The sequence below is a fragment of the Nocardia arizonensis genome (assembly GCF_001310275.1).
GTDB classification, from domain to species: domain Bacteria; phylum Actinomycetota; class Actinomycetes; order Mycobacteriales; family Mycobacteriaceae; genus Nocardia; species Nocardia arizonensis.
In genome coordinates, this window is the sequence record NZ_LGYZ01000022.1 from 1 (window position 1) to 19,530 (window position 19,530).

The following is a 19,530-nucleotide window of genomic DNA, read 5'->3' on the forward strand; positions in this document are numbered from 1 at the left end:
GTGATGCCGCCGCAAAGCGGCGGCATCACGAACTACGGCTGGAGTACTAGGGTCAACTGTCACGGGTTCGGGGCGCTTCGGGATTGCATGCGGATCCGGACACGCTCCACCGGTCGGCTTCAGCCTGCTCGCCGCCGGACACCGCGACGTGGCAGTCTACGACGGTTCCCCAGGGGAGTGGATGCAGGGTCCGGACGTTCGATTGCGCCTCGCGACAGTGCTCGAACTTCGTCGGACGAGGGCGAGCCGACGGCCCCGCACTGGCCGTGTTGACGCCTGGCGCAACGATACACAGCACCTTCGCGCGTCACCCTTGCCGACACTGTGCCGTGCCGAATCCTTCGGGGGCACAGTGCAACACCGGCAGGTCAGGATCCCTGGGGTTCATGCACCCCTGGTGCGAGTTCCTGTTTGTACAGGTCGGCGATATCGGAAAGGTACTTCTCGGCAATGACTTTCCGCTTGAGCTTCATGGTGAGTGTGACTTCGTCACCACCGGCTTCCCAGAAGACCGGGAGCACACGGAACCGTTTGATCTGCTCCACGCGCGAAAGCCGCTGATTGCCCGTGGCAACCCCGGCCGCGATCGTCTGCACGACGGTGGGATCTGCGGCCAAGGTGGCCGCGGACGCGTCGGGAAGTCCGTGCTGACGCGCGTAAGGTCCGGCGATTTCGACGTCGAGGACGATCAGTGCGGTGTTGTAGGGGCGCGCGTCGCCGATGACCGCGATGGCCCCGACGAGCGGTGTACTGGCCTTGATGGTGTTCTCGATGTTCGCCGGAGACATGTTCTTCCCGGCGGCATTGATGATCAGTTCCTTCTTGCGATCGACGATCTTCAGGTAACCGTCGGCGTCGATCTCCACGATGTCACCGGTGTGCAGCCAGCCGTCCGCGTCGATCGCCTCGCTGGTTTGCTCGGGCAGGCCCCGGTAACCCTTCATAACCAGCGGACCGCGCACATGCAGTTCCCCGTCGGCCGTGCGGCGGGATTCCATGCCGGGCAGGAGTTTTCCGACGGTCCCGAGCTTGGCGTCGTCAGGATGGCTGACACTGCAGATGCACGACAACTCGGACATGCCCCAGATCTCCGCGATCGGGACGCCCAGCCCGGCGAAGAACGCCAGGGTCTGCGCCGGAATCGGCGCCGCACCCGACAGCGCCCAGCGCAGCCGATCGAATCCGAGGGCGGCGCGCAGGCCGCTCAGCACCATCTCGTCGGCCAGCTTCCACTCGGCAGCGAGTTCGGTGGGTACCGGCTCGCCGGCCAGCTGGTGCTTGCTGCGCTCGGCGGCCACCCCCAGCGCCCACTCCAAGGCCTTGCGGCGGGTCTCGTCCTGCTCGCCCGCTACCTTGAATTCGATGGCGGCTTTGAGCTTTTCCCACACCCTGGGCACTGCTCCCCAAACCGTCGGGCGCAGATCGGTGAGCGCGGCCGCGATGTTGGTCGGGTCTGACACACAGGTCACCTGGGTACCCAGCACTTCCTGGACGTACAGGGCGGTGAGCCGGTCGGCGATGTGGGCGGTCGGCATGAACGAGGTGATGGTGTCACCGAATTCGAAATGCAGCACGCTGTCGATGCCGTACACCTGGAACAGGAGGTTGGCGTGGGTGGTTTCCACCCCCTTCGGGTTGCCGGTGGTGCCCGAGGTGTAGATCAGAGTCGCGACGTCGCCGGGCTGGACCGCTCGCCAGGCGGCGTCGAAGTCGAAGTCGGCTGTGCCGGGACTGATCAGCTGATCAATGGACAGTGTGCCCGCCGGCGCGTCGTCGACGCAGATCACGTGGTCGAGTTCGACCCCGCTGTCTCGCAGACGCGGTAGGAATTGCGGTTCGCAGATCACCACGCGGGCGCGGGCATTGCCGAGAACGTAGGCGAGCTGCTCGGCGGGCAGCGTGTTGTACAACGAGAACGATGTCGCGCCCAGGTGTTGTGCGCCGACCTCGAGGGGATAGAAATCGATGCGGTTGGTCAGCATCAGCGCCACGGTGTCGCCGCGCCGGACGCCGAGTCGGGCGAGCCCGGCGGCCACCTCACGAACCTGGCGTGCGTAGTCCCGCCAGGTGAGGGTGCGGGCATTGCCGGGAGTGCGCAGTGCGATCGCGTCGGGATCGATCGACGCGGTGTGCTGGAACGCTGCGGGCAGCGTGTCGAAGCGAGGGCTCACGGAACTGGCCTTTCTGAATCAACCGGCGGCAGTCGAGGGTTCGAGGATCGAGGTGACAAATCGGCCTGCCGCGCGGTAGGCGAAGCGGGATTCGGGAATGAGCGCCGGCAGGGCCTGGAAGACGTGCATCTGGTCCGGCCAGACCCGCAGCTCGCAGTGCGCGCCCGCTGCCGTCCAGCGGTCCGCCAGCGTCGTGGCGTCGTTGCTGAAGAACTCGGTGTCGCTGGTGTGGATGAGCGCGGGCGGCAGCGACATCCCGGGTTCGGGCCGCAATTCCAGTGGCAGGTCGGTGAACTGCGCGATCGCGTGGCGCGACATCGGCACCGTCAACAAGCCGTCGAGCGTGGCGTTGGCATGGCCGGTGGCGAGCGTGAGGCTCAGATCGGTCATGGGGGAGAACAGGACCAGCGCGCCGGGCTGCGGCACCGCCGACCGTCCGTTGGCGAGGATCAGGTGCGCGGCCAGGAAACCTCCGGCCGAGTCACCCGCGACGATCACCTGCTCGGGACGGTAGCCCTGCTTCAGTAGCCACCGGTAGCCGCGCGCGACATCCAAAGGCGCTGCGGGATAAGGATGTTCCGGCGCCAGGCGATAGCCGAGGGTGAAGACCGGCATACGGGTCGCGGTGGACATTCGTGCGGCCACGCCGCGGTAACCCGCCGCGGACCCGGCCACGAATCCACCACCGTGGATATACAGCACGACGTGGTCGGTCCGGGTGGCTCTCGGGCCGTACACCCATTCACCCCGAACCGGCCCGTGCACGACCCGGATCGCGGTGCCGCGCAGAGTGGGCGCCGCGGCCCGCAAGGTGCGGTCGATCAGGGGCCGGATCGCGGCCAGGGTCGTCGGGTTCACCGGCGCGAGCGCACCGAGCCGCCGGATGGTGTGCGTCGACAAGCGCCGCACCGCGCGGGCCCGGAACGATCCGCGCTCGACGAGAGCGGTCATCGGCGCGCCTCGATGGTGCGAAGCACCTCGTGCACGGACGAACTCGCCGCGAGGCGGTTGTCGAGAACGACGTTGACCACACCCCGCAGCAGCGCGTAGGGCTCCCAGCCGGCGGGTGCGATCGTGCGCGGGGCACGGCGGGCGATGCCGTCTGCGATGCTGCGCGCGGCCTGTTTCGCGGTGATCCGCACCCGCAGCGGCCAAGGCAGCATGGCGTCGAGCCGACGGCCCAGCTCGTCGGTATCGAGCATGTCGTGGGTCATGGCGGTCTCGACAATGCCGAAGTAGGCGATGCCGGCGCTCGCACCCACGGCAGCGAGTTCGACCCGTAGGGCGCGCCCGAGCTGTTCCACCGCGGCCTTGCTGACCATGTACGGCGAACCGCCCATCCCGGGGGCGAACGCGGCACACGAGGAGACGACCACGACATGACCTTCGGCCTGGACGATGTGATCGAGTGCGGGGTGCACGGTATTGAGAACCCCGGTGAGATTGATGCCGACGACCCGGTCGAAGTCGGCCGGATCCAGCGTGCGCACCGTGGCGGGAACGGGAGTGACACCGGCATTGGCGACCACGACGTCGAGGCGGCCGAACCGCTGCACCACCTCCGCCACGACCTGTTCCATCCGCGTACGGTCGGCGACATCGGCGGCGATCGGATACGCGGGGGAGCCGAGCAGGGCTGCCGTCGCACGCGCGGCGATCTCATCGATGTCGCAGACCACTACGGTCGCGCCCCGGGTGTGCAGCAGGTTCGCGAGTTCGCGGCCGATGCCCTGTCCGGCGCCGGTGATCAGCACGACCTTTCCGCTGACGTCATAACTCGAGCCGGTGAACCAGCTCAGCGGATTGCGTGTCATCAGACCACCTCGTAGGCTTCGGCGTCGAACCGTTCGGTGCGCTTGCGATATTCGAAGCTCCAGCTCGGATACAACCCGGCATTGCCGCCCTCGGCGGTGGTGTAGTAGCTCTCGCAGCCGCCGGTGAGCCAGACGGTTTCGGCGCTGCGCCGCCGCATCTCCTCGACGAACCTTTCCTGGACGATGGGTCGCAGCTCGACCCGCCGCGCGCCCCGGGTGCGCAGCGTCGACAGGGCGTCGACGATGTAGGCGATCTGCGACTCGATCATGAAGATGGCGGACTGATTGCCGGCCGCGCCGAACGGCCCGAGCGTGCAGAAGAAGTTCGGGAACCCCGCGACGGCCGCACCGAGGTAGGTCTGCGGCTGCTTGTGATACAGATCGGCGATGGACAGGTCCTCGCGGCCGACGATCCGTTCGTATGCGGTCGGGATAGAGGTGAATCCGGTGCCGTAGATGATGGTGTCCACCGGAATCTCCACCCCGGCCCGAGTCAGGATCGAATGCGGCCGGACCTCTTCGATACCGTCGGTCACGACCTCGACGTTGTCCTGATCCAGCGCGGGCAGGTAGGCATCGGAGAAGATGGCCCGCTTGCAGCCGATCATGTAGTCCGGCGTGACTCGCGCGCGTAACGCCTCGTCGCGGATCTGGCGGCGCAGCTGGAAGCGGCCGAGCAGTTCGAACGGGTGCCGGAATCGGTTGTCCACGAAGCCGACCAGGCCGAAGCTTTCGATCAGCGTGTACCAAGTGCCACGAACTGCTTTCTGGGTCAGGGGAACCCGGCGCAACAGCAGGCGTTCCAGCGCACGAGTCCGGCGGTCCATCCGCGGGACGATCCAGGGGGCAGACCGCTGAAAGACAGTCAGCGCCGCGACCTTCGGCTGAATCTCGGGCACGAATTGAACCGCCGACGCTCCGGTGCCGATCACCGCCACCCGTTCGCCGGACAGGTCGTGATCGTGGTCCCAGTGCAGCGAATGAAAGGCCTTGCCTTCGAAAGTGTCCAGGCCCGGCAGATTCGGGTACTTCGCTTCGGCGAAGATCCCGGCGGCGGAGATGAAGTAATCGGCGGTGAGGAGCCCGCGCGAGGTTTCGACCCGCCAGACCGATGCCGCTTCGTCCCATCGCGCGCCGAGGAGTTCGGTGCCCAGCCGAATGTGGCGCACCACATCGTGTTTCGTCGCAACCGAGCGAATATATTCGAGAATTTCGCGCTGGCCGCCGTAGGTACGCGACCAATCCGGGTTCGGCGCGAAGGAGTAGCTGTACAGCTGCGAGGGCACATCGCACGCACAGCCCGGATAGGTATTGGCCTGCCAGGTGCCGCCGAGGTCTTCGGCGCGTTCGATCAGCACGATGTCGTCGAATCCAGCCGCGCGCAGCTTGATGGCCAGGCCGATCCCGCCGAAGCCCGCGCCGAGAACGACGATCTGCCGGTGCTCGATGTCGTGTGCGGTCATGGGTCAGCCGATCCTTCCGTGCAGTGCCGCGGTCAGTACATCGACCACGAAGTCCACGCGTGCACTGCGCCTGAACGTCGTGAGCGCCAGTGGGGAGGGAAAACGCTGCCGCGTGGTCGCTTTGGCATAGGTGAACTCGCGCAGGCCATCTGGGCCGTGCACCCGGCCGAATCCGGACGCCCCGACTCCGCCCAGCGGAAGTGCCGGGACGGTGGCGTGCGCGACGAAGGCATTGATGGAGGTAGCGCCGCTGTTGATCCGGTCCGCGATCGCCACACCGTCGCGCCGGGCGAAAACAGTGGCGCCGAGGCCGTATTCGCTCGCATTCACCCGTTCGACTGCCTCGTCCATATCGGTCACGCGGGCGACGGTGAGTGTCGGCCCGAAGGTCTCCTCAACCACGGCGGCGGCATCCTCGGGGACATCGACCAGGACGGTCGGCTGCACGAACTGACCGCTGATCGATTCGGAGCCGCCTAGTAGCGCGCGCCCGCCGCGGGCGATCGCGTCGTCCAGGTGCCGGCGGATCAGCTCGAGTTGCTTGGGCATGGTGATCGGGCCGATCTGCGCCGTGCCGTTTCCGGCGCGCAGGTCACCGGCCAGAGTGCGGAGTTTGCTGAGGAATTCGTCGTAGACGGCCGTGTGGACATATACCCGCTCGACACCGAGACAGGTTTGGCCCGCATTGGACATACCGCCCCAGATCGCCGCGTCGGCCGCGGCGTCGAGGTCGGCGTCCGCGTCGACGATCAGCGCGTCCTTGCCGCCGCACTCCATCAGGACGGGGGTGAGGTGCTCGGCGCATGCGGCAAGAACACGTTTTCCGGTCTCGGTAGATCCGGTGAATCCGATCTTGCCGACCCGGCTGCGGCACAGTGCCGCGCCCGTCTCGCCCGCACCGGTGACCACCTGTAACACCGGTCGCGCCGGCAGCACCCGGGTGAATGCCTCGGCGAGCCAGAGCCCGACACCCGGAGTGTATTCGCTCGGTTTGAACACCACCGCATTGCCGGCGGCGAGCGCGAACGAGATCGAACTCAGCGGCGTGAACACCGGATAGTTCCAGGGCCCGATGATGCCGACGACGCCGAACGGACGGTACTCGACACTAGACGCCTGATTGAGGGTGAGCAAGCTCGATCCCACCGCACGGCGGCCGAGCACCCGCTGAGCATTGCGCGCCGCCCATTTCAGATGCTCGAGCGCCATCACGATCTCGAGCTTGGCATCGGAGATCGGCTTGCCCATCTCCTGATGCATGATGCGCGCGAGATCATTCCGGCCGCGCACGATCTCGGCCCGCCAGCGGTCCAGCACCCGCCCGCGCTCGGCGAAACCCATCGCGGCCCATTCGGCCGCGGCCTCCTGAGCGCGCGCGACCGCGGCGTCGACCTGCGCCGGAGTCCGGTTCGGATACCGGCCGACGACCAGGCCGGACGCCGGGTTGCGCACCTCGAACATGCTGTCCTGCGCGGCGGGCCGCGTCTCGGTGGCAGTCATCGAACGGCCTCCTGCGCCGAAGTGGCGACTGCCCGGCGGATCCCGCGGGCAATCGATTTCGTGATGAAACGGTTGACCGGGCTCGCTGCGGCCAGCAGCGGGCGCAGCAAGGCGTTGCCTTCGAGCGCGAACGTCCAGATCAGCCGTGTCCCGCCGGGGGTCGGCTGTAAGGCGATGTCCTCGGCGAACCGCTTCAAGCCCGGAATCGAGGCGGCGTCGACGGTGAAGGTCATATGTGAGCCTTCCTCCCAGCGGTAGAACCGTTCCTCCAGGCGCGCGACACCGCCGAGGGTGACCACGCGGGTGGTGCCGACACCGAACGGCCGCGGCGAGGTCCAGCGCGCCGCGGTGATCACCGGCGACCACGACACGAGGGCGTCGTCGGAGGTCAATGCCGCCCAGACGCGCTGCGGCGGTTGTGAGATGTCGACGAAATGGGTGTAGCGGCGGGCGGCGCCGGCGAGGAATGTGTCGTCGGATTTCGCCAGCGCGAAACGTGCAGTCATGAGACCGGATTGCCTTTCACGGTCAGAGATCGAGGACGAGAGGTCCGTCGGTGGAACGGGAGACACAGGTCAACATGTGGTCGGGGCGTTCGGTGTCGCTGAGCACCCGGTCGCGGTGGTCGATGTCGCCGGAGAGCACACGGGTCTTGCAGGTGCCGCAGAATCCTTGACGGCAGGAGTACAGCACGTCGGGCTTGACCCGGCGGAGTGCTTCGAGAGCCGTTTCCTGACTGCCGACCCGGACATCGACCCCGGTTCGCGCCAAAGTCAGGTCGAACTCGCGGCCGTCGGTCACCGGCAGCGCGGAGAAGCGTTCGGTATGCAGCGAGGCGGTGGGATTGAGCCGGAACAGGTGTCGCTGCGCGGCCTCCAGCACCGGGGGCGGCCCGCAAACATAGACGGCCGCGCCAGGTTCCGCTTGGGCGAGGATAGCGGGGACATCGGGTGCGCCGTATTCGTCGTCGGGGCGGATGTCGGTGTCGAGCGGTAGTTCGCTCAGGAACGGCATGGTCGACCGGGAGCGCCCCAGATACACCAATCGCCCACGTTCACCGGTCTGCCTGACCATCGGCAGAATGGGGGTGATCCCGATGCCGGCGGCGAGGAACAGGTAGGACGGCGCGTTCTCGATATAAGTGAAGGCGTTGCGCGGCCCCCGAATTCGCAGCGCGTCGCCCGGTTGCATCGCATGCATTTCCAGTGATCCGCCGTCCCCGTCGGCGATGCGGCGCACGGCGATGCGGTAGCGCCGCCGATCCCGGGGATCCCCGCACAACGAATACTGCCGCTGTCGTCCCGACGGCAGAAACACATCGAGATGTGAACCCGGCCGCCATGACGGCAGGGTCTGTTCGTCCCGGCCCACCAGCGTGAACGACGCGACGTCATCGGCCTCGGCACGCACTGACTCGACCACGGTGTCGAGTTCGAATCCGTTGAACCGCACCGGCTTCGGGCGGGAGAGCGCGGGGGTGGTGAACACTTTCTTGTAGATGTCCATGGCGATGCCGAACGCTCGAAGGCTCGGCGTGGGGGCGGCGGCGGTGCTGGTCATGCGCGCGCCGCCGGAGAGTGCGCGAGATAGCGCAGCGCGCTGTCCATCGACCCCAGCTGTGAGGGATGGAAACTCGGCCGCAGGTAGCGCGGCATTTCCGTGAAGAAGGTCGTGAAACTGGGAATCACGCCCCGCACGGTCGCGCTCACGAACTGCGCACCCCAGAATCTGCCTTTGTTGACACTGGGGTCTTTGCGATACAGGTACGCCGTGGAGATCACGAAGAGCGGCAGAAGTAGTGCGGTGGCGAGCAATCCCGTGCGGGCCCGACGCGCGTAACCGCCGTCGAGGTACATGTAGGCGTCGAAGACAACGCTGCGGTGTTCGACTTCCTCCGCGCCGTGCCAGCGGACCAGATCCAGCATCGTCGGGTGCATGCCGGCGGCTTCGAGGGCCTCGGCCTCGAGCAGCCACTCGCCGATCACCGCGGTGAAATGCTCCATGCCCGCGAACAGGCCGAGGCGCTCTTTGAGCCACTGCTTCTTGGCCCTGCCTCTGAGGCCGTGATCGCCCAGGACCCGGTCGACCAGCCAGGCGACCTTGCTGACGTAGGACTCGACGTCCAGACCGAGCGACTGCAGGTGCTCACGCGCACCCTCATGGCTACTGGCATGCATCGTTTCCTGGCCGATGAATCCGGTCACTTCTTCACGCAGGCGTTCGTCCTCGATGAAGGGAAGGGCCTCGGCCAAGCAGGCCGCCATCGCCCGTTCGCCTTCGGGCAGCACTAGGTGCATCACGTTGGTGACGTGGGTCGCGACTACCTCGCCCGGGATGTAGTGCATCGGCACCGAGGAGAAGTCGAAGTGGACGTCACGGGCGTGGATCGCGTGGGCCTCGTCCTGATAGGAGCGCTTCGTTGCACTGTGATCAGCCATACACCGAACCGTACATCGCCACATTTCTTATGGCAATGTTGCGGCCACAAATCGACTTGCGATGTTGCAATGATGGTGATCGGTGCTAGCGTCGAGGTGTGCCCACCACTGCCGCCACCTCGGAAAACGCAGCCGAAACCATCGAGGAAAGGATCCTCGAAGCAGCCCTGATCCAGTTCGGGCAGGTCGGCGTGAAGAAGACGACCATCGAGGACATCGCCCGCAAGGCCGGTGTCGACCGGGTGACCGTCTATCGGCGCGTGGGCGCCCGGGACGACGTCGTGCGCGCGGTCACCGAACGGGAGGTGCGCAAGCTGCTCGCCGAACTCGGCGAACTCCCGGCCCGGCACGACACCCTGGAAGGCTTGGTGGTCGACGTGTTCGCCACCGTCCTCACCCGCTGGCGCACCCATCCACTGGTGCAACGGATGCTGACTCTCGAGCCCGACCGCCTACTCCCGCAGCTCACCACCGAGGGCGGCGCCTTCTTCATGATGTCGGTCGCCGCGACGACCGAGGTCCTGCGAACCGCGATGCGCGAGAAAGGCTTCCCCGAGGTTCCCGACCTGGACGTACGCGTCGAGGTCGTCTGCCGCATCGTGCACTCGCTGATCCTGCAACCGATCGGCGCCATCGACCTGGACTCGGGGCTCACCGCGTTCGCCCGCGACTACATCAGGCCGATCATCACCGACTAGGTTCTGTCTCCCAATCGTCTGATTAGTCAGCTTTGGGGTGGGCCGGCCGTGGACACGCCCACGTCGGGTGCTGGCAGACAAGGGCTACTCCTCACGGACGATCCGGGAGCATCTGCGCGGACGCGGGATCGCCGCCACGATTCCCGAACGTGCCGACCAGCAGGCCAACCGCCGTCGTCGCGGCCCGGCTGGTGGCCGCCCGCCGAGTTTCGACCCGGTCGCTTACCGCCGCCGCAACGTGGTCGAGCGTTGCTTCAACCGGCTCAAACAATATCGGGCCATCGCCACCCGATACGACAAAACCGCAACCTCTTACCGCGGCATGCTCGACCTGGCCACCCTGCTCATATGGCTTTGAGGACACTTCCTCGTTCGTCGATGCCGGGGCTGATGAAGGGGCGGCCGTCGAGGCGGAAACCACAGTCGGCGCCGTGGTCGGCCGAGGCCGGTTGGGCGACCTCGATTGTCACCTGTTGGCCGTCGTCGGTGACGAGCCGGGAAATGATCATTGTGTCGGTCGTGCCGCTCATCCGAGACCTCCGCTCCAGCGGCCTTTGTGCCGGTGGACTTGGTTGAAGCGCGACGTCCGGCTCGTGAATCGCGACACGGCATTCCAATACGTCGCAGTAGAAGCGTATCGAACGATCCAAATCCGACACTTCCATAAAACACGACGCGGCCCGCACGATTCCCATCTGCTTCCTTTCGAAGCGCCCAGCCGCGGTCTACACCCGAGCCCCCCACTCGCTATCTGAATCCACAGCAGCTCATGGCAGCCGGTCGAGGCCGCGGAGTAGATCGGCCCGCGGACCGCGAGCACCGGGCGGTTGAGCTGACGCGCCCAGTTGGCGGTATTGCCGCGTCCGCGAACTGCTCGGCTATCAACGACCGGTCACCCGCATCGGGAAACCCGCCCTCGTCGCGCTCGCCAACACAGTCGAGCTCAGCCGCACCGTCCGCCGTTACCGGCTCGATCGGACCTGGACCGGCAGCTTCAGCCGATCCGGACCTGCCCCGGACATCAACAAACTCGGCTACCAGCCCACCAGCAAAGTCAGCGCCGGAGATTCGAACGGGTGACCGGGGCCCGGCGCCTCACTGGTGATCGGCGGGCAAGACGACCGATCGCATCATCGTCAGCAGGAGGGTGCCGCCGGCTTCGAGCTGCGAGGCGGCGGTGCGGGGGTCTTCGCTGATCGTCTCGATGGTTGTCTTCAAACCGTCGAAGGCGCCGACGACGACGGTGGCGAGCAGATCCGGGTCGACTCCAACGGACACCCCACCATGTCGCCGGCTGTCGCGGATGAGGTCGGCGACGGTGTCGATCCAGCGGCGGGTCAGTTCCGTGGCCAGTGCCCGGGTGGCGGGCACTTCGGCGAGGTTCTGGGTGAGGCGCGAGATGACCCAGGCGTCCGGGTCGTCGCGGTGCAGTTCCAGCATTGCCGGTAGCAGTGCTTCCAGTCGTGCATTGCCGGCGGGCTCGATCGTGAGCCGTGCCTGTACCCGGTCGAGCCATTGCGCGTGCTTCTCGGTCAGGACGGCGACGGCCAGGGCTTCTTTGTTCTCGAAATGAAAGTAGACCGAGCCCTTGGTCATTCCGCTGGTCTCGACGACATCGGCCATGCGGGCACGGTCGTAGCCGAGCTGCGCGAACACCGTAGCGGCCGCGTCGAGTATCCGCTCTCTGGACGCCGCTCCGTGTTCGGTCGGGCCCGACGGTCGTCCGACGCGTCGCTGGGCCCGCGTGCTGCGGTGGGGGCTTGCCATGGAGCCAGCATAGCGGTATTAATTAGACCATCATGAAGGTTTAATTAAGGAGGCAGTGGTGGCCGGATATTTCGAGGGACAGCGAGTGTTGGTGACCGGTGCGTCGTCGGGCATCGGGCGGGCATTTGCCGCCCGGATCGCCGCCGACGGCGGTGACCTGGTCCTGGTCGCCCGGCGGGAAGCGATCCTGCGGGCGCAGGCCGACGAGTTGCACGCACAGTTCGGCACCCGTGTGGAGGTCGTCGCTGCGGATCTCGGTGCCCCGGGCGCCGCGCTGGGCGTCACCGATCTGCTCGCCCGGCGTGGGATCACCGTCGAAGCGCTCGTCAACAACGCGGGGCTCGGGATCCACGGTGACCTCGCCGGAGCCGACCTCGCCGCGGTCTCCAGTCAGATAGCAGTGAACGTCACCGCCTTGACCGAACTCACCGCGATCCTGTTGCCGGGCATGATCGCTCACGGACGCGGCGCGGTCGTCAACGTGGCCAGCACGGCCGCGTTCCAGCCGGTTCCGCATATGGCGGTGTACGCGGCGACCAAGGCGTACGTGCTGTCCTTCACCCGCGCGTTGTGGTCCGAGACCCGCGGCAGCGGCGTCCGAGTCCTCGCTGTGAGCCCCGGTGCGACCGACACCGCGTTCTTCGACATCGCCGGCGAGGCTGCCTCGGTCGGTAGCCGGCGAGCGCCCGAACAGGTCGTGGCGGCCACCGTGCGCGCACTGAGGTCCAATCGGCCCGACATCGTCGACGGTGCGGCGAACGCCTTGCTGGCCCGCGTCGCCTGCCGACTGCCTTCGACACTGGCCATCACCTTCGCCGAGCGTTCCGTCCGCCCGGAACCCGCTGCGGCTCAAAGCAATTGATCGACTCGAGGAGACCGGACATGTTCATCCAGAATTTCGCAGCCGCTGCTACGGCGGCAGTCAACAACCACAGCGTCGACGAGGTGGTCGGCCTGTGGCGAGAGCCCGCCGCCTACGATTCACCCTTGACCGGACCCCAAACGGGACTCGGGGCACTGGCCGCCCGGGAGTCCGCACTGTTCGACGGCTTCAGCGACCTCACGGCCACCATTGAGCCACTGGGGCAGCTGGGCGCCCTCGGCGCCGCACTGGTTCGCTTCGAGGGCACCCATGACGGGCATTACGCGGGGCTGGCGCCCAGCGGCAACACGATCGCCATCGAGATGATCGCCGTCGTGTCCTTCGATGACGACGGCTACGTGGTCGGCGAACGCGTCTTCCTCGACACCGCCACAGTCATCGCTCAACTCACGAAAAAAAGCGGTGCCGCAACGGAACAACGGACGTGAGCCAACCACTGCCGATTTGCTCGCCTACGGACTCCCACCAGCGTGCCCTCCTTGAACGGCGTGAGCCCCAGCCAGGGGCCAGCCTCCGGCGGCAACACCGTCACAATCACCGGCACCAACCTCGCCGCAGCCACCGGCGTCACCTTCGGCGCGAGCGCGGCCACATCATTCACCGTGAACTCCAGCACGCAGATCACCGCGGTAGTCCCCCGGGGATTCGCTGGAGCAGCGACCATCACCGCCACGATCCCCGAATGCAGCGATCAGCAGGCCCACCGTCGTCGCCGGGCAGTGCTGGTGGGTGCCGCACGACCTTCGATCGGATTGCGTATCGGCGCCGCAATGTGGTGGAACGCTGCTTCAACCGGCTCGAGCAGTATCGGGCCATCACCAGTCGTTACGACAAAACCGCGACCTCCTGCCGTGGCATGCTCGGCCTGGCCACCCTGCTCATACGGCTGTGAGGCCGGGACCTGCGTGCGGGCGTGAGAACCTCCGAGATCGTGTCCAGTCCCTACCAGTCGGAGTCGTCTACAAGGATGCGCCAACTGCTGTGGCCGTTTCGGCGCGGTCCGTACTCAGGTCAGGCCTGCGGTGAACAGCGCGGTTGCCAGGTCGGCGTCGTGGTTGCCGACCCAGGCCAGGTAGCCGTCCGGTCGGATGAGCGCGGCTGTCGTTCCTGCCCACTGTGGCCGGTCGTGGATGGGGACCGCTCGTGCGAGCGGCAGATTAGCGGCCGGTCTCGTGGCGCCGGTGAGGTCGACTAGGACGTGGCGTGCGCCGGTGAGGGTCGCGAACAGCGTGCGGCCGTCGGTGAGTGGCAGGTCCGGGGCGCGGTGGCCGGTCAGGGGGTGTGCGCCGGGGGCGGCCGGGTAGGTCGCCGACAGTCCGGATAGGTGCTCGGCGAGTGTGCGAGCGAACTCGGGTCGGTTGGTGATCATGTCGGACAGCAGGGCGCGCAACTGCCGGCCGTCCGGTGAGAAGGCCGTCATCAGTGCGGCTTGGGCTTGGGTGATGTGTAGTGCCCTGGCGCCGACCGGGTGTCGCTCGGTGTGGTAGGTGTCGAGCAGGCCGTCGCGTGCGCGTCCGGAAACGGTGGCTGCCAGCTTCCAGCCGAGGTTCATCGCGTCGGCTAGTCCGAGGTTCATTCCGATTCCGCCTGCCGGCATGTGCTGGTGTGCCGCGTCACCGGCGAGCAGTACCCTGCCCGCCCGGTAGCGTTCGGCTTGCCGGGCGGCGTTGCCGAAGCGCGACAACCACTTCGGCGAGTGCATTGCCCAGTCGGTGTGGACGATCGTGCGGGTCTTGCGCCGAAGTTCGCGCAGGGTGAGGGGACCAGGCCAGTCGGTCCGCAGATCCTCGGGGGTGATACCGATCAGGCGATATGTCCCGCTGGATAGCCGCACACCCATGAGCAGTCCCGCCTCGGTCCACTCGGTGAAGATGGGCTGAGGCGGCGGATCGGCGAGCTCGACGTCGCCGAGCCAGCCCAGCATCGTGGAGTCGGCGCCGGGATAGGCAATGCTCGCGGACTGCCTGACTGTGCTGCGGACGCCGTCGCATCCCACGACCCATTCGGCCTCGATGTCGGCTTCCTCGTCGAGGTGCACGGTGACCGACTCGGCGCGAACGGTCAATCCGGCCACCCGCTGCCCGCGTCGAACATCGGCTCCGGCGGCACGAGCGTGTGTTTCCAGCAGTTGCTCGGTGCGTACTTGCGGAACAGTCAGCGTGAACGGGTAGGAGGTATCCAGGAGCCGGAAGTCCAGCCGAGTGTCCAGGGCGGCGAAGTGTCCGCTCGGGATCTGGTTCCCTTCGGCTAGAAATCGGTCCACGAGGGCTCGAGATGCGAGGGTCTCGAGGGTGCGCGGATGGATGGCCAGCGCTTTGGAATTCGGGTCCGGCTCCGTTCGCGCCTCCAGCACCAGCACTTCGGCGCCACCCAGGCACAATTCCGCCGCCAGCCACAACCCGACCGGGCCCGCGCCGACCACGACAACCTGGCGATGACTCATGCCCGATCTCCTTCTCCCGAGTGGCACAAGTCCCAGGGGTCAGTCCGCATGGTGGAACCGGCTGCCGAGGTCGGCCCCGAGACGTTCGGAATCGATGAAGCGATGTAGCGGTCCGACCAGCCGAGGGGCGATGCATCCGATCGTGGCCAGAAGACGTGTTTCGATCGGGGCGACGAGGATTTCGTCGACGTTTCGGTGGACCGCTCGGACGACGGCTCGAGCGACTTGGTGTGGTGTAGCCGTGCGCATTCCAGGTGGAAGCCTGGCGCCACTATCGGCGAACATTCCGGCGTCACGGACAAATCCGGGTTCGACGATGGACACACCGACCCCGGCATCGCGCAGATCGTGTCGCAGGGCTAGAGCGAAGCCGCGCAGGCCGAATTTGGTGGCGTTGTACAAACTGACCCGTGGTCCGGGCAGCAGTCCGGCTACCGAGCCCATGAACACGATGTGACCTGCTCCTCGGGCGATCATCTGCTCGGCCAGGTCGCGGGCGAGCAACATCGGTGCCCGCAAGTTGACATCGATGACGCGGTCGAGGTCGGTGGGAGAGAAGTCGAGAAAGTGACCCCCTGCTGGGAGACCGGCGTTGGCAACGAGAACGTCCACCGGTCCGGCCTGAGCGAGCAGCCGCGACAGATCCGCGGGGTTCGACAGATCGGCGGCGATCACGGCTGCGCCCAGTTCTGCGGCGAGTGCGGACAACGTCTCTATCCGACGGCCGGTCAGTACGAGATCGGCACCCTGGGTCGCGAGTTCCCGCGCTGTCGCTTGCCCCAGGCCGCCAGTGGCGCCGGTGAGCAGCACTCTGGCGGAGGCCAGTTCCACTGAGGACATGATCGGTTCCCTTCTTGCCGGGCTGATCGGCTCGATTCAGGTGATGGATTTGTGCGCCCTTCGGCTTCGGGGCCACACCATGCCGACCACCTCCGCGCGCTCCGATCCGGGCTGGTCGCGGTTGTCCGGCCGCTGCATCTGCTCGGCGTAGAACTCGGTGTGGCCGGCGACGGTGGTCATGGTTGCTCCTGTGGTCGCGCTCGGCTGCACGCCAGCGTGCTCGACGCCGCTAGAGCCTCGGTTGAGCCGAGGCGCGCGCTCGACCGGATGCACCGGCTGTTGGCCTGACCTCACGGCACAGGGATACCGGCGCGGGGCCGGGAAATGGTGCGCAGGGCTGCCTCGAATTCTGGCGACGGGCGGCGGCGAATCCGGCCGGTCTTCGGCTGAAGTCGCGGCGTCCATATGTTGGTCCCTGGACACGAGCGCTTCGGCTCTGTTCGCGCGCGAGGACGACTCCCGGCCTGAGCGAGCGGCGGTCAGATCTTCATCAGACTACGGACCAGGTTCTTATCCGACTCGCCGAAGTAGTCGTGCTGCAACCTCCTCGATCGCGGATGTGCCTGCACGCGCTTTACATGGGACTCAGTGACATCGGCACTTGGGCTGCATGGACCCGATCTCATCTCCGACCGTTGGCGGTGTTCGCATTCTGGCGGGCGATGATCCAGTTGTTGGATTCGGTTGCCAGGTGCCAGCGGCGAGTGAGCGAGGCATCTCCGCCGCATCTGGCGAAAACAGCTCGGAACTGGGGTGTCGACCTGTGTCACCAGATTCCCGTTACCTTCTGTCATACAGTACGGGGATGGGTAAGTGAACCCGCGGGGAGAGTAGGGCAGGTGTTACCGGCGGGCTGCTGAAAAGACTTTCCCGGGCGGAGGAATCGGCGTCGAGATCACATCCGTCGCCATCGTCGGCACTGTGGTTGCGGAGGGATGAGTCTGGTCCAGAAATCGTGGCGTACGGCGTCCCACAACGTGTTGAGTTCCGGAAGGAGTTCTCGCGCTCGAACGAGGTCCGGTAGATCGTCGGGACCGAAGGATGCGATTGTCGTGGCGTCACAGTCGCATCCTGTGGGTGGACTCCTCGATGTTCATCTCACTTCTCCGTCCGTCGGTCGGCCGTAGGACCAAGTAAAGGACTCGGGGCATACCTTCCTAGGGCAGATCTGCCCAAGCGCTCGTCGAGTTGTGCCTACACCTCAGGGGGTGCTACTCACCTGACGGATGATCGTTCAGCTCGGGGTGAGTCCTCATGATCTGTTGGCCCGGGCGAGCCCGCATAAACCTTTACACGATCCCGCCCGCTGCCGGGTTGCGGCGTTCATCGACGAACACGGATCTCGATGGACCACGTCGTCGGCCGAGACGACCACGAGGTCCCGTGAAGGCAACCCTTGTGCGCAGCGCCGAATCAGGCCAGCACCGTGATCCGCACCCGCATCGCCACGGCCGCCATCAAGTCCGGACTGTTCATCAGCGCCCGTACCTCAGCGTGCTCATCAACCGTCAAATCCGCCAAACAGTCAGGATCAAGATCGATCAGACCTCCGCAAGGATGTAGAGTCACTGAACATTAGCCGCGCTAGACTTGGGTACCGCGACCCACGGTATGGGCCAGCGTGGAGCGATCTCGAGGTGGTCCCGTTGGTTACGCAAAAAGAGACGTGGTACGTCTTCGCCTGGTGGGTGTCGTTCGTAGTCGGAGCCACCGCGCTCGATGCCCCGGTCGGCGGGCAGTCGGACCCCAGCGAGCCCGCTTATCGCACTACCGGCGGCGCGGCCACCCACTCACCTGAGTGCCGTTGCAGTATTAGGTTAGTGGTCGGTCGCCTGATTCACCCTGACACCGCTCTCGGCAAACTCCGCCAAGGCAGCCTCGCCCCACGCGACTACCATGCACTGGAGGAAACGGTGAAGGCCGCTACCGGCGAATACGGCCAGAACGCCCAACCACACCGGTGTTCCCTGTCAAGTCTGGGCGTGTTGCAGGACCGGCGTGACGAGAGATCACCATCGGCCGCTCAGCTGCGAGATAGTCCGTCTTTTTGTCGGTGCCGGATCGTATGGTGGTCGCGTGACCGATATTGCACCGCTTGCTGCTTCGACTCGGGCAGTGTTCGGTGCCCCAGGCGTGCATGCGGTGGTGCGGGCCGGGCGGACGGTGCATGCGGTCAGCCTCGGGCAATGGGTCGAGGACGAGGAAGTGCCGGAGCTTCTTTGTCACACGGGTGTCGCGGGGTGGTCGCCGACGGCCTTGGTGCCGACGCGAGCGGACGTCACTTGCGTTCGGTGCCTGCGCCGGATCGGCGCGGGCACCACTGCGCTGCGGCAACTGCTGTTGTTCGGCGATGACGAGGTTCCGGCCGCCGGATAGCGTCGACATCAATTCGTCTCGGGGTTGATCGGGATGACGGTCCGGCTGCCGATGCGTCCGGATTTCTTTGTAAGGCGGTCGTTTTCGACGGTGAGGACGTTGACGATCCGCGCGAATGCTTCGACGGATTGTTCGAGCTCCTGGATCTTTTTGCGGGCGTCGGCGAGTTTGTGTCGGGTGGATTCCAGCTCGTCGCGCAGCTGCTGTTCGCTGGCCGGGGTGTGTCCTTGCGCGCGGACGCGGGCGTAGAACTCGTCCTTGAGGTCGGTGTGACGGTGGGTGAGAACGTGCCGTTTGACGTCGGCCTCGGCGGCGAGGGCCACGACGGTCAGAGCGCCGTCGGATCGTAGCGGGGTGCCGGCCAGCAGCCGGTCGATCGCGGCGCGGATCTGGCCGCGCTGGTCGGTGGTCATCGTGGCTCCGGGTCGGTGGTTGTGATGCGGGTGCGGTCGTGGGTGTCGGCAAGCTCGATCAGCGAGGCCGCGCGGTGCTTGAGCCGCTCGGCGACGGGCTGCGGAACGAGCGGCGAATCAGCCTGGGCGCGGATCTGGTCGGCCGCTGTGCGCAGTTGCCGGGCGTGGGTGTCGGTGCGGGCGATGTTCGAGCAGTTGGTGTGGCAGCGGTCCAGGCTCGGTGTTGGGGTGGGTCCGCTGGCCTTGGCGGGGTTGCAGAGGGCCTTGCCGGGGTCGTAGTTGCAGGCGAGGTAGGCGTCGGCGTTGTCGAACACGGTCAGCGCCGGATCCGACAGCAGGGCTTTGGCCTGCCGGGGTGTGGTGATCAGACCGCCGAAGCGGTCGTGCTGCTCGTGCGCGGCGCGGATCAACCGCCGGGCGGCAGGCCCGGAGACGCCCTCACCGTGATCGAGGGCGTCGTGGACCTCGCTGAGCTGTTCGGCGACCGCGCGAGCGGTTTCCAGGTCCAGCAGCTCGTGTATGCCATCGCGTTGACGGGCCAACGGTACAGTCGGATATTGAAACCGTCTGGATGCCTTGGCAGCCCGGCTGCCGGGATCCGCGCAGGGACCGGTTGCACAGCAGTTCATTCGTCGTGGATTGCTGCAACGGGAACAGCTCGTGCGGTGCTGCCGACCGGCTAGTACTCCAGCCGTAGTTCGTGACCAGGCCGACGGCCTGGTCA

The 19,530-nt window shown here is 66.4% G+C and carries 20 protein-coding genes and 2 pseudogenes; 7 read left to right on the top strand and 15 right to left on the bottom strand.

Annotated features, from left to right (window positions below; genetic code table 11):
• Positions 1-368 precede the first annotated feature (368 nt).
• The 8 genes from fadD11 to APZ21_RS03735 are packed head-to-tail and all read right to left on the bottom strand — an operon-like array spanning position 369 to position 9,386.
• Positions 369-2,171, bottom strand: a complete 1,803-nt coding sequence (gene fadD11 / locus APZ21_RS03700; RefSeq protein WP_054811793.1) for a fatty acid--CoA ligase FadD11 — start codon at positions 2,169-2,171, stop codon at positions 369-371.
• Between the two features lie 18 nt (positions 2,172-2,189).
• Positions 2,190-3,122, bottom strand: a complete 933-nt coding sequence (locus APZ21_RS03705) for an alpha/beta hydrolase (protein ID WP_054811794.1) — start codon at positions 3,120-3,122, stop codon at positions 2,190-2,192.
• Positions 3,119-3,985, bottom strand: a complete 867-nt coding sequence (locus tag APZ21_RS03710; RefSeq protein WP_054811795.1) for a short-chain dehydrogenase/reductase — start codon at positions 3,983-3,985, stop codon at positions 3,119-3,121. The genes APZ21_RS03705 and APZ21_RS03710 overlap by 4 nt, the downstream gene beginning before the upstream one ends.
• Positions 3,985-5,448: a flavin-containing monooxygenase gene (locus APZ21_RS03715; RefSeq protein WP_054811796.1), complete on the bottom strand. Its 1,464-nt coding sequence runs from the start codon at positions 5,446-5,448 to the stop codon at positions 3,985-3,987. Before APZ21_RS03715 ends, APZ21_RS03710 begins: the two co-directional genes overlap by 1 nt.
• A gap of 3 nt (positions 5,449-5,451) precedes the next feature.
• Positions 5,452-6,948 (bottom strand): aldehyde dehydrogenase family protein, encoded by a 1,497-nt coding sequence (locus APZ21_RS03720; protein ID WP_054811797.1) that lies wholly within the window; start codon positions 6,946-6,948, stop codon positions 5,452-5,454.
• Entirely contained in the window at positions 6,945-7,454 is a 510-nt protein-coding gene (locus APZ21_RS03725; protein WP_054811798.1) for an SRPBCC family protein, read from the bottom strand. The genes APZ21_RS03720 and APZ21_RS03725 overlap by 4 nt, the downstream gene beginning before the upstream one ends.
• A 22-nt stretch (positions 7,455-7,476) precedes the next feature.
• Entirely contained in the window at positions 7,477-8,508 is a 1,032-nt protein-coding gene (locus APZ21_RS03730; RefSeq protein WP_054811799.1) for a PDR/VanB family oxidoreductase, read from the bottom strand.
• On the bottom strand, positions 8,505-9,386 hold the full coding sequence (locus tag APZ21_RS03735; RefSeq protein ID WP_054811800.1) for a metal-dependent hydrolase: 882 nt from the start codon (positions 9,384-9,386) through the stop codon (positions 8,505-8,507). The genes APZ21_RS03730 and APZ21_RS03735 overlap by 4 nt, the downstream gene beginning before the upstream one ends.
• Positions 9,387-9,484: 98 nt before the next feature.
• Between APZ21_RS03735 and APZ21_RS03740 the strand changes: the two genes are divergently transcribed.
• Positions 9,485-10,084 carry a TetR/AcrR family transcriptional regulator gene (locus APZ21_RS03740; RefSeq protein ID WP_054811801.1) on the top strand — a complete coding sequence of 200 codons (600 nt, stop codon included), beginning with the start codon at positions 9,485-9,487 and terminating at the stop codon, positions 10,082-10,084.
• Between the two features lie 34 nt (positions 10,085-10,118).
• Positions 10,119-10,442 (top strand): annotated as a pseudogene (locus tag APZ21_RS03745) (transposase); the annotation flags it as partial.
• Here APZ21_RS03745 and APZ21_RS33645 read toward each other — a convergent pair.
• Both APZ21_RS33645 and APZ21_RS03750 read right to left on the bottom strand, forming a co-directional pair.
• Complete coding sequence (locus tag APZ21_RS33645; protein ID WP_156370627.1) at positions 10,429-10,779, bottom strand: VOC family protein; 351 nt, start codon at positions 10,777-10,779, stop codon at positions 10,429-10,431. The pseudogene APZ21_RS03745 and the gene APZ21_RS33645 overlap by 14 nt on opposite strands.
• Positions 10,780-11,179: 400 nt before the next feature.
• Positions 11,180-11,851, bottom strand: coding sequence for a TetR/AcrR family transcriptional regulator (locus tag APZ21_RS03750; RefSeq protein WP_082392807.1), 672 nt, complete (start codon positions 11,849-11,851; stop codon positions 11,180-11,182).
• 58 nt (positions 11,852-11,909) lie between these two features.
• Here APZ21_RS03750 and APZ21_RS03755 point away from each other — a divergent pair, with 58 nt between their 5' ends.
• From APZ21_RS03755 to APZ21_RS33655, 4 genes and pseudogenes are all read left to right on the top strand, one after another.
• Positions 11,910-12,713 (top strand): SDR family NAD(P)-dependent oxidoreductase, encoded by an 804-nt coding sequence (locus APZ21_RS03755; RefSeq protein WP_054811809.1) that lies wholly within the window; start codon positions 11,910-11,912, stop codon positions 12,711-12,713.
• Between the two features lie 20 nt (positions 12,714-12,733).
• Positions 12,734-13,162 (top strand): ester cyclase, encoded by a 429-nt coding sequence (locus APZ21_RS03760; protein ID WP_054811804.1) that lies wholly within the window; start codon positions 12,734-12,736, stop codon positions 13,160-13,162.
• Between the two features lie 60 nt (positions 13,163-13,222).
• Positions 13,223-13,357, top strand: a pseudogene (locus tag APZ21_RS36235) (IPT/TIG domain-containing protein); the annotation flags it as partial.
• A gap of 59 nt (positions 13,358-13,416) precedes the next feature.
• Positions 13,417-13,626, top strand: coding sequence for a hypothetical protein (locus APZ21_RS33655; RefSeq protein ID WP_371852405.1), 210 nt, complete (start codon positions 13,417-13,419; stop codon positions 13,624-13,626).
• Positions 13,627-13,740: 114 nt separating this feature from the next.
• Here APZ21_RS33655 and APZ21_RS03770 read toward each other — a convergent pair whose 3' ends face one another.
• From APZ21_RS03770 to APZ21_RS33660, 3 genes are read right to left on the bottom strand one after another with little or no spacing between them, the layout of a single operon-like run.
• A complete protein-coding gene (locus APZ21_RS03770; RefSeq protein WP_054811805.1) occupies positions 13,741-15,177 on the bottom strand; it encodes an FAD-dependent monooxygenase in 1,437 nt (478 codons plus the stop codon).
• Between the two features lie 39 nt (positions 15,178-15,216).
• On the bottom strand, positions 15,217-16,017 hold the full coding sequence (locus APZ21_RS03775; RefSeq protein ID WP_054811806.1) for an SDR family NAD(P)-dependent oxidoreductase: 801 nt from the start codon (positions 16,015-16,017) through the stop codon (positions 15,217-15,219).
• A gap of 36 nt (positions 16,018-16,053) precedes the next feature.
• Entirely contained in the window at positions 16,054-16,197 is a 144-nt protein-coding gene (locus APZ21_RS33660; protein WP_156370629.1) for a hypothetical protein, read from the bottom strand.
• Positions 16,198-18,093: 1,896 nt separating this feature from the next.
• On the opposite strand from APZ21_RS33660, the gene APZ21_RS03780 reads away from it, so the two are divergent.
• Positions 18,094-18,393 carry a hypothetical protein gene (locus APZ21_RS03780; protein WP_156370631.1) on the top strand — a complete coding sequence of 100 codons (300 nt, stop codon included), beginning with the start codon at positions 18,094-18,096 and terminating at the stop codon, positions 18,391-18,393.
• An 8-nt stretch (positions 18,394-18,401) separates the two neighbouring features.
• Here the strand turns inward: APZ21_RS03780 and APZ21_RS03785 are convergent, their stop codons facing one another.
• Both APZ21_RS03785 and APZ21_RS03790 read right to left on the bottom strand, forming a co-directional pair.
• Positions 18,402-18,806 carry a hypothetical protein gene (locus APZ21_RS03785; RefSeq protein WP_054811808.1) on the bottom strand — a complete coding sequence of 135 codons (405 nt, stop codon included), beginning with the start codon at positions 18,804-18,806 and terminating at the stop codon, positions 18,402-18,404.
• On the bottom strand, positions 18,803-19,348 hold the full coding sequence (locus tag APZ21_RS03790) for a hypothetical protein (RefSeq protein ID WP_174553666.1): 546 nt from the start codon (positions 19,346-19,348) through the stop codon (positions 18,803-18,805). Before APZ21_RS03790 ends, APZ21_RS03785 begins: the two co-directional genes overlap by 4 nt.
• Positions 19,349-19,530 lie beyond the last annotated feature (182 nt).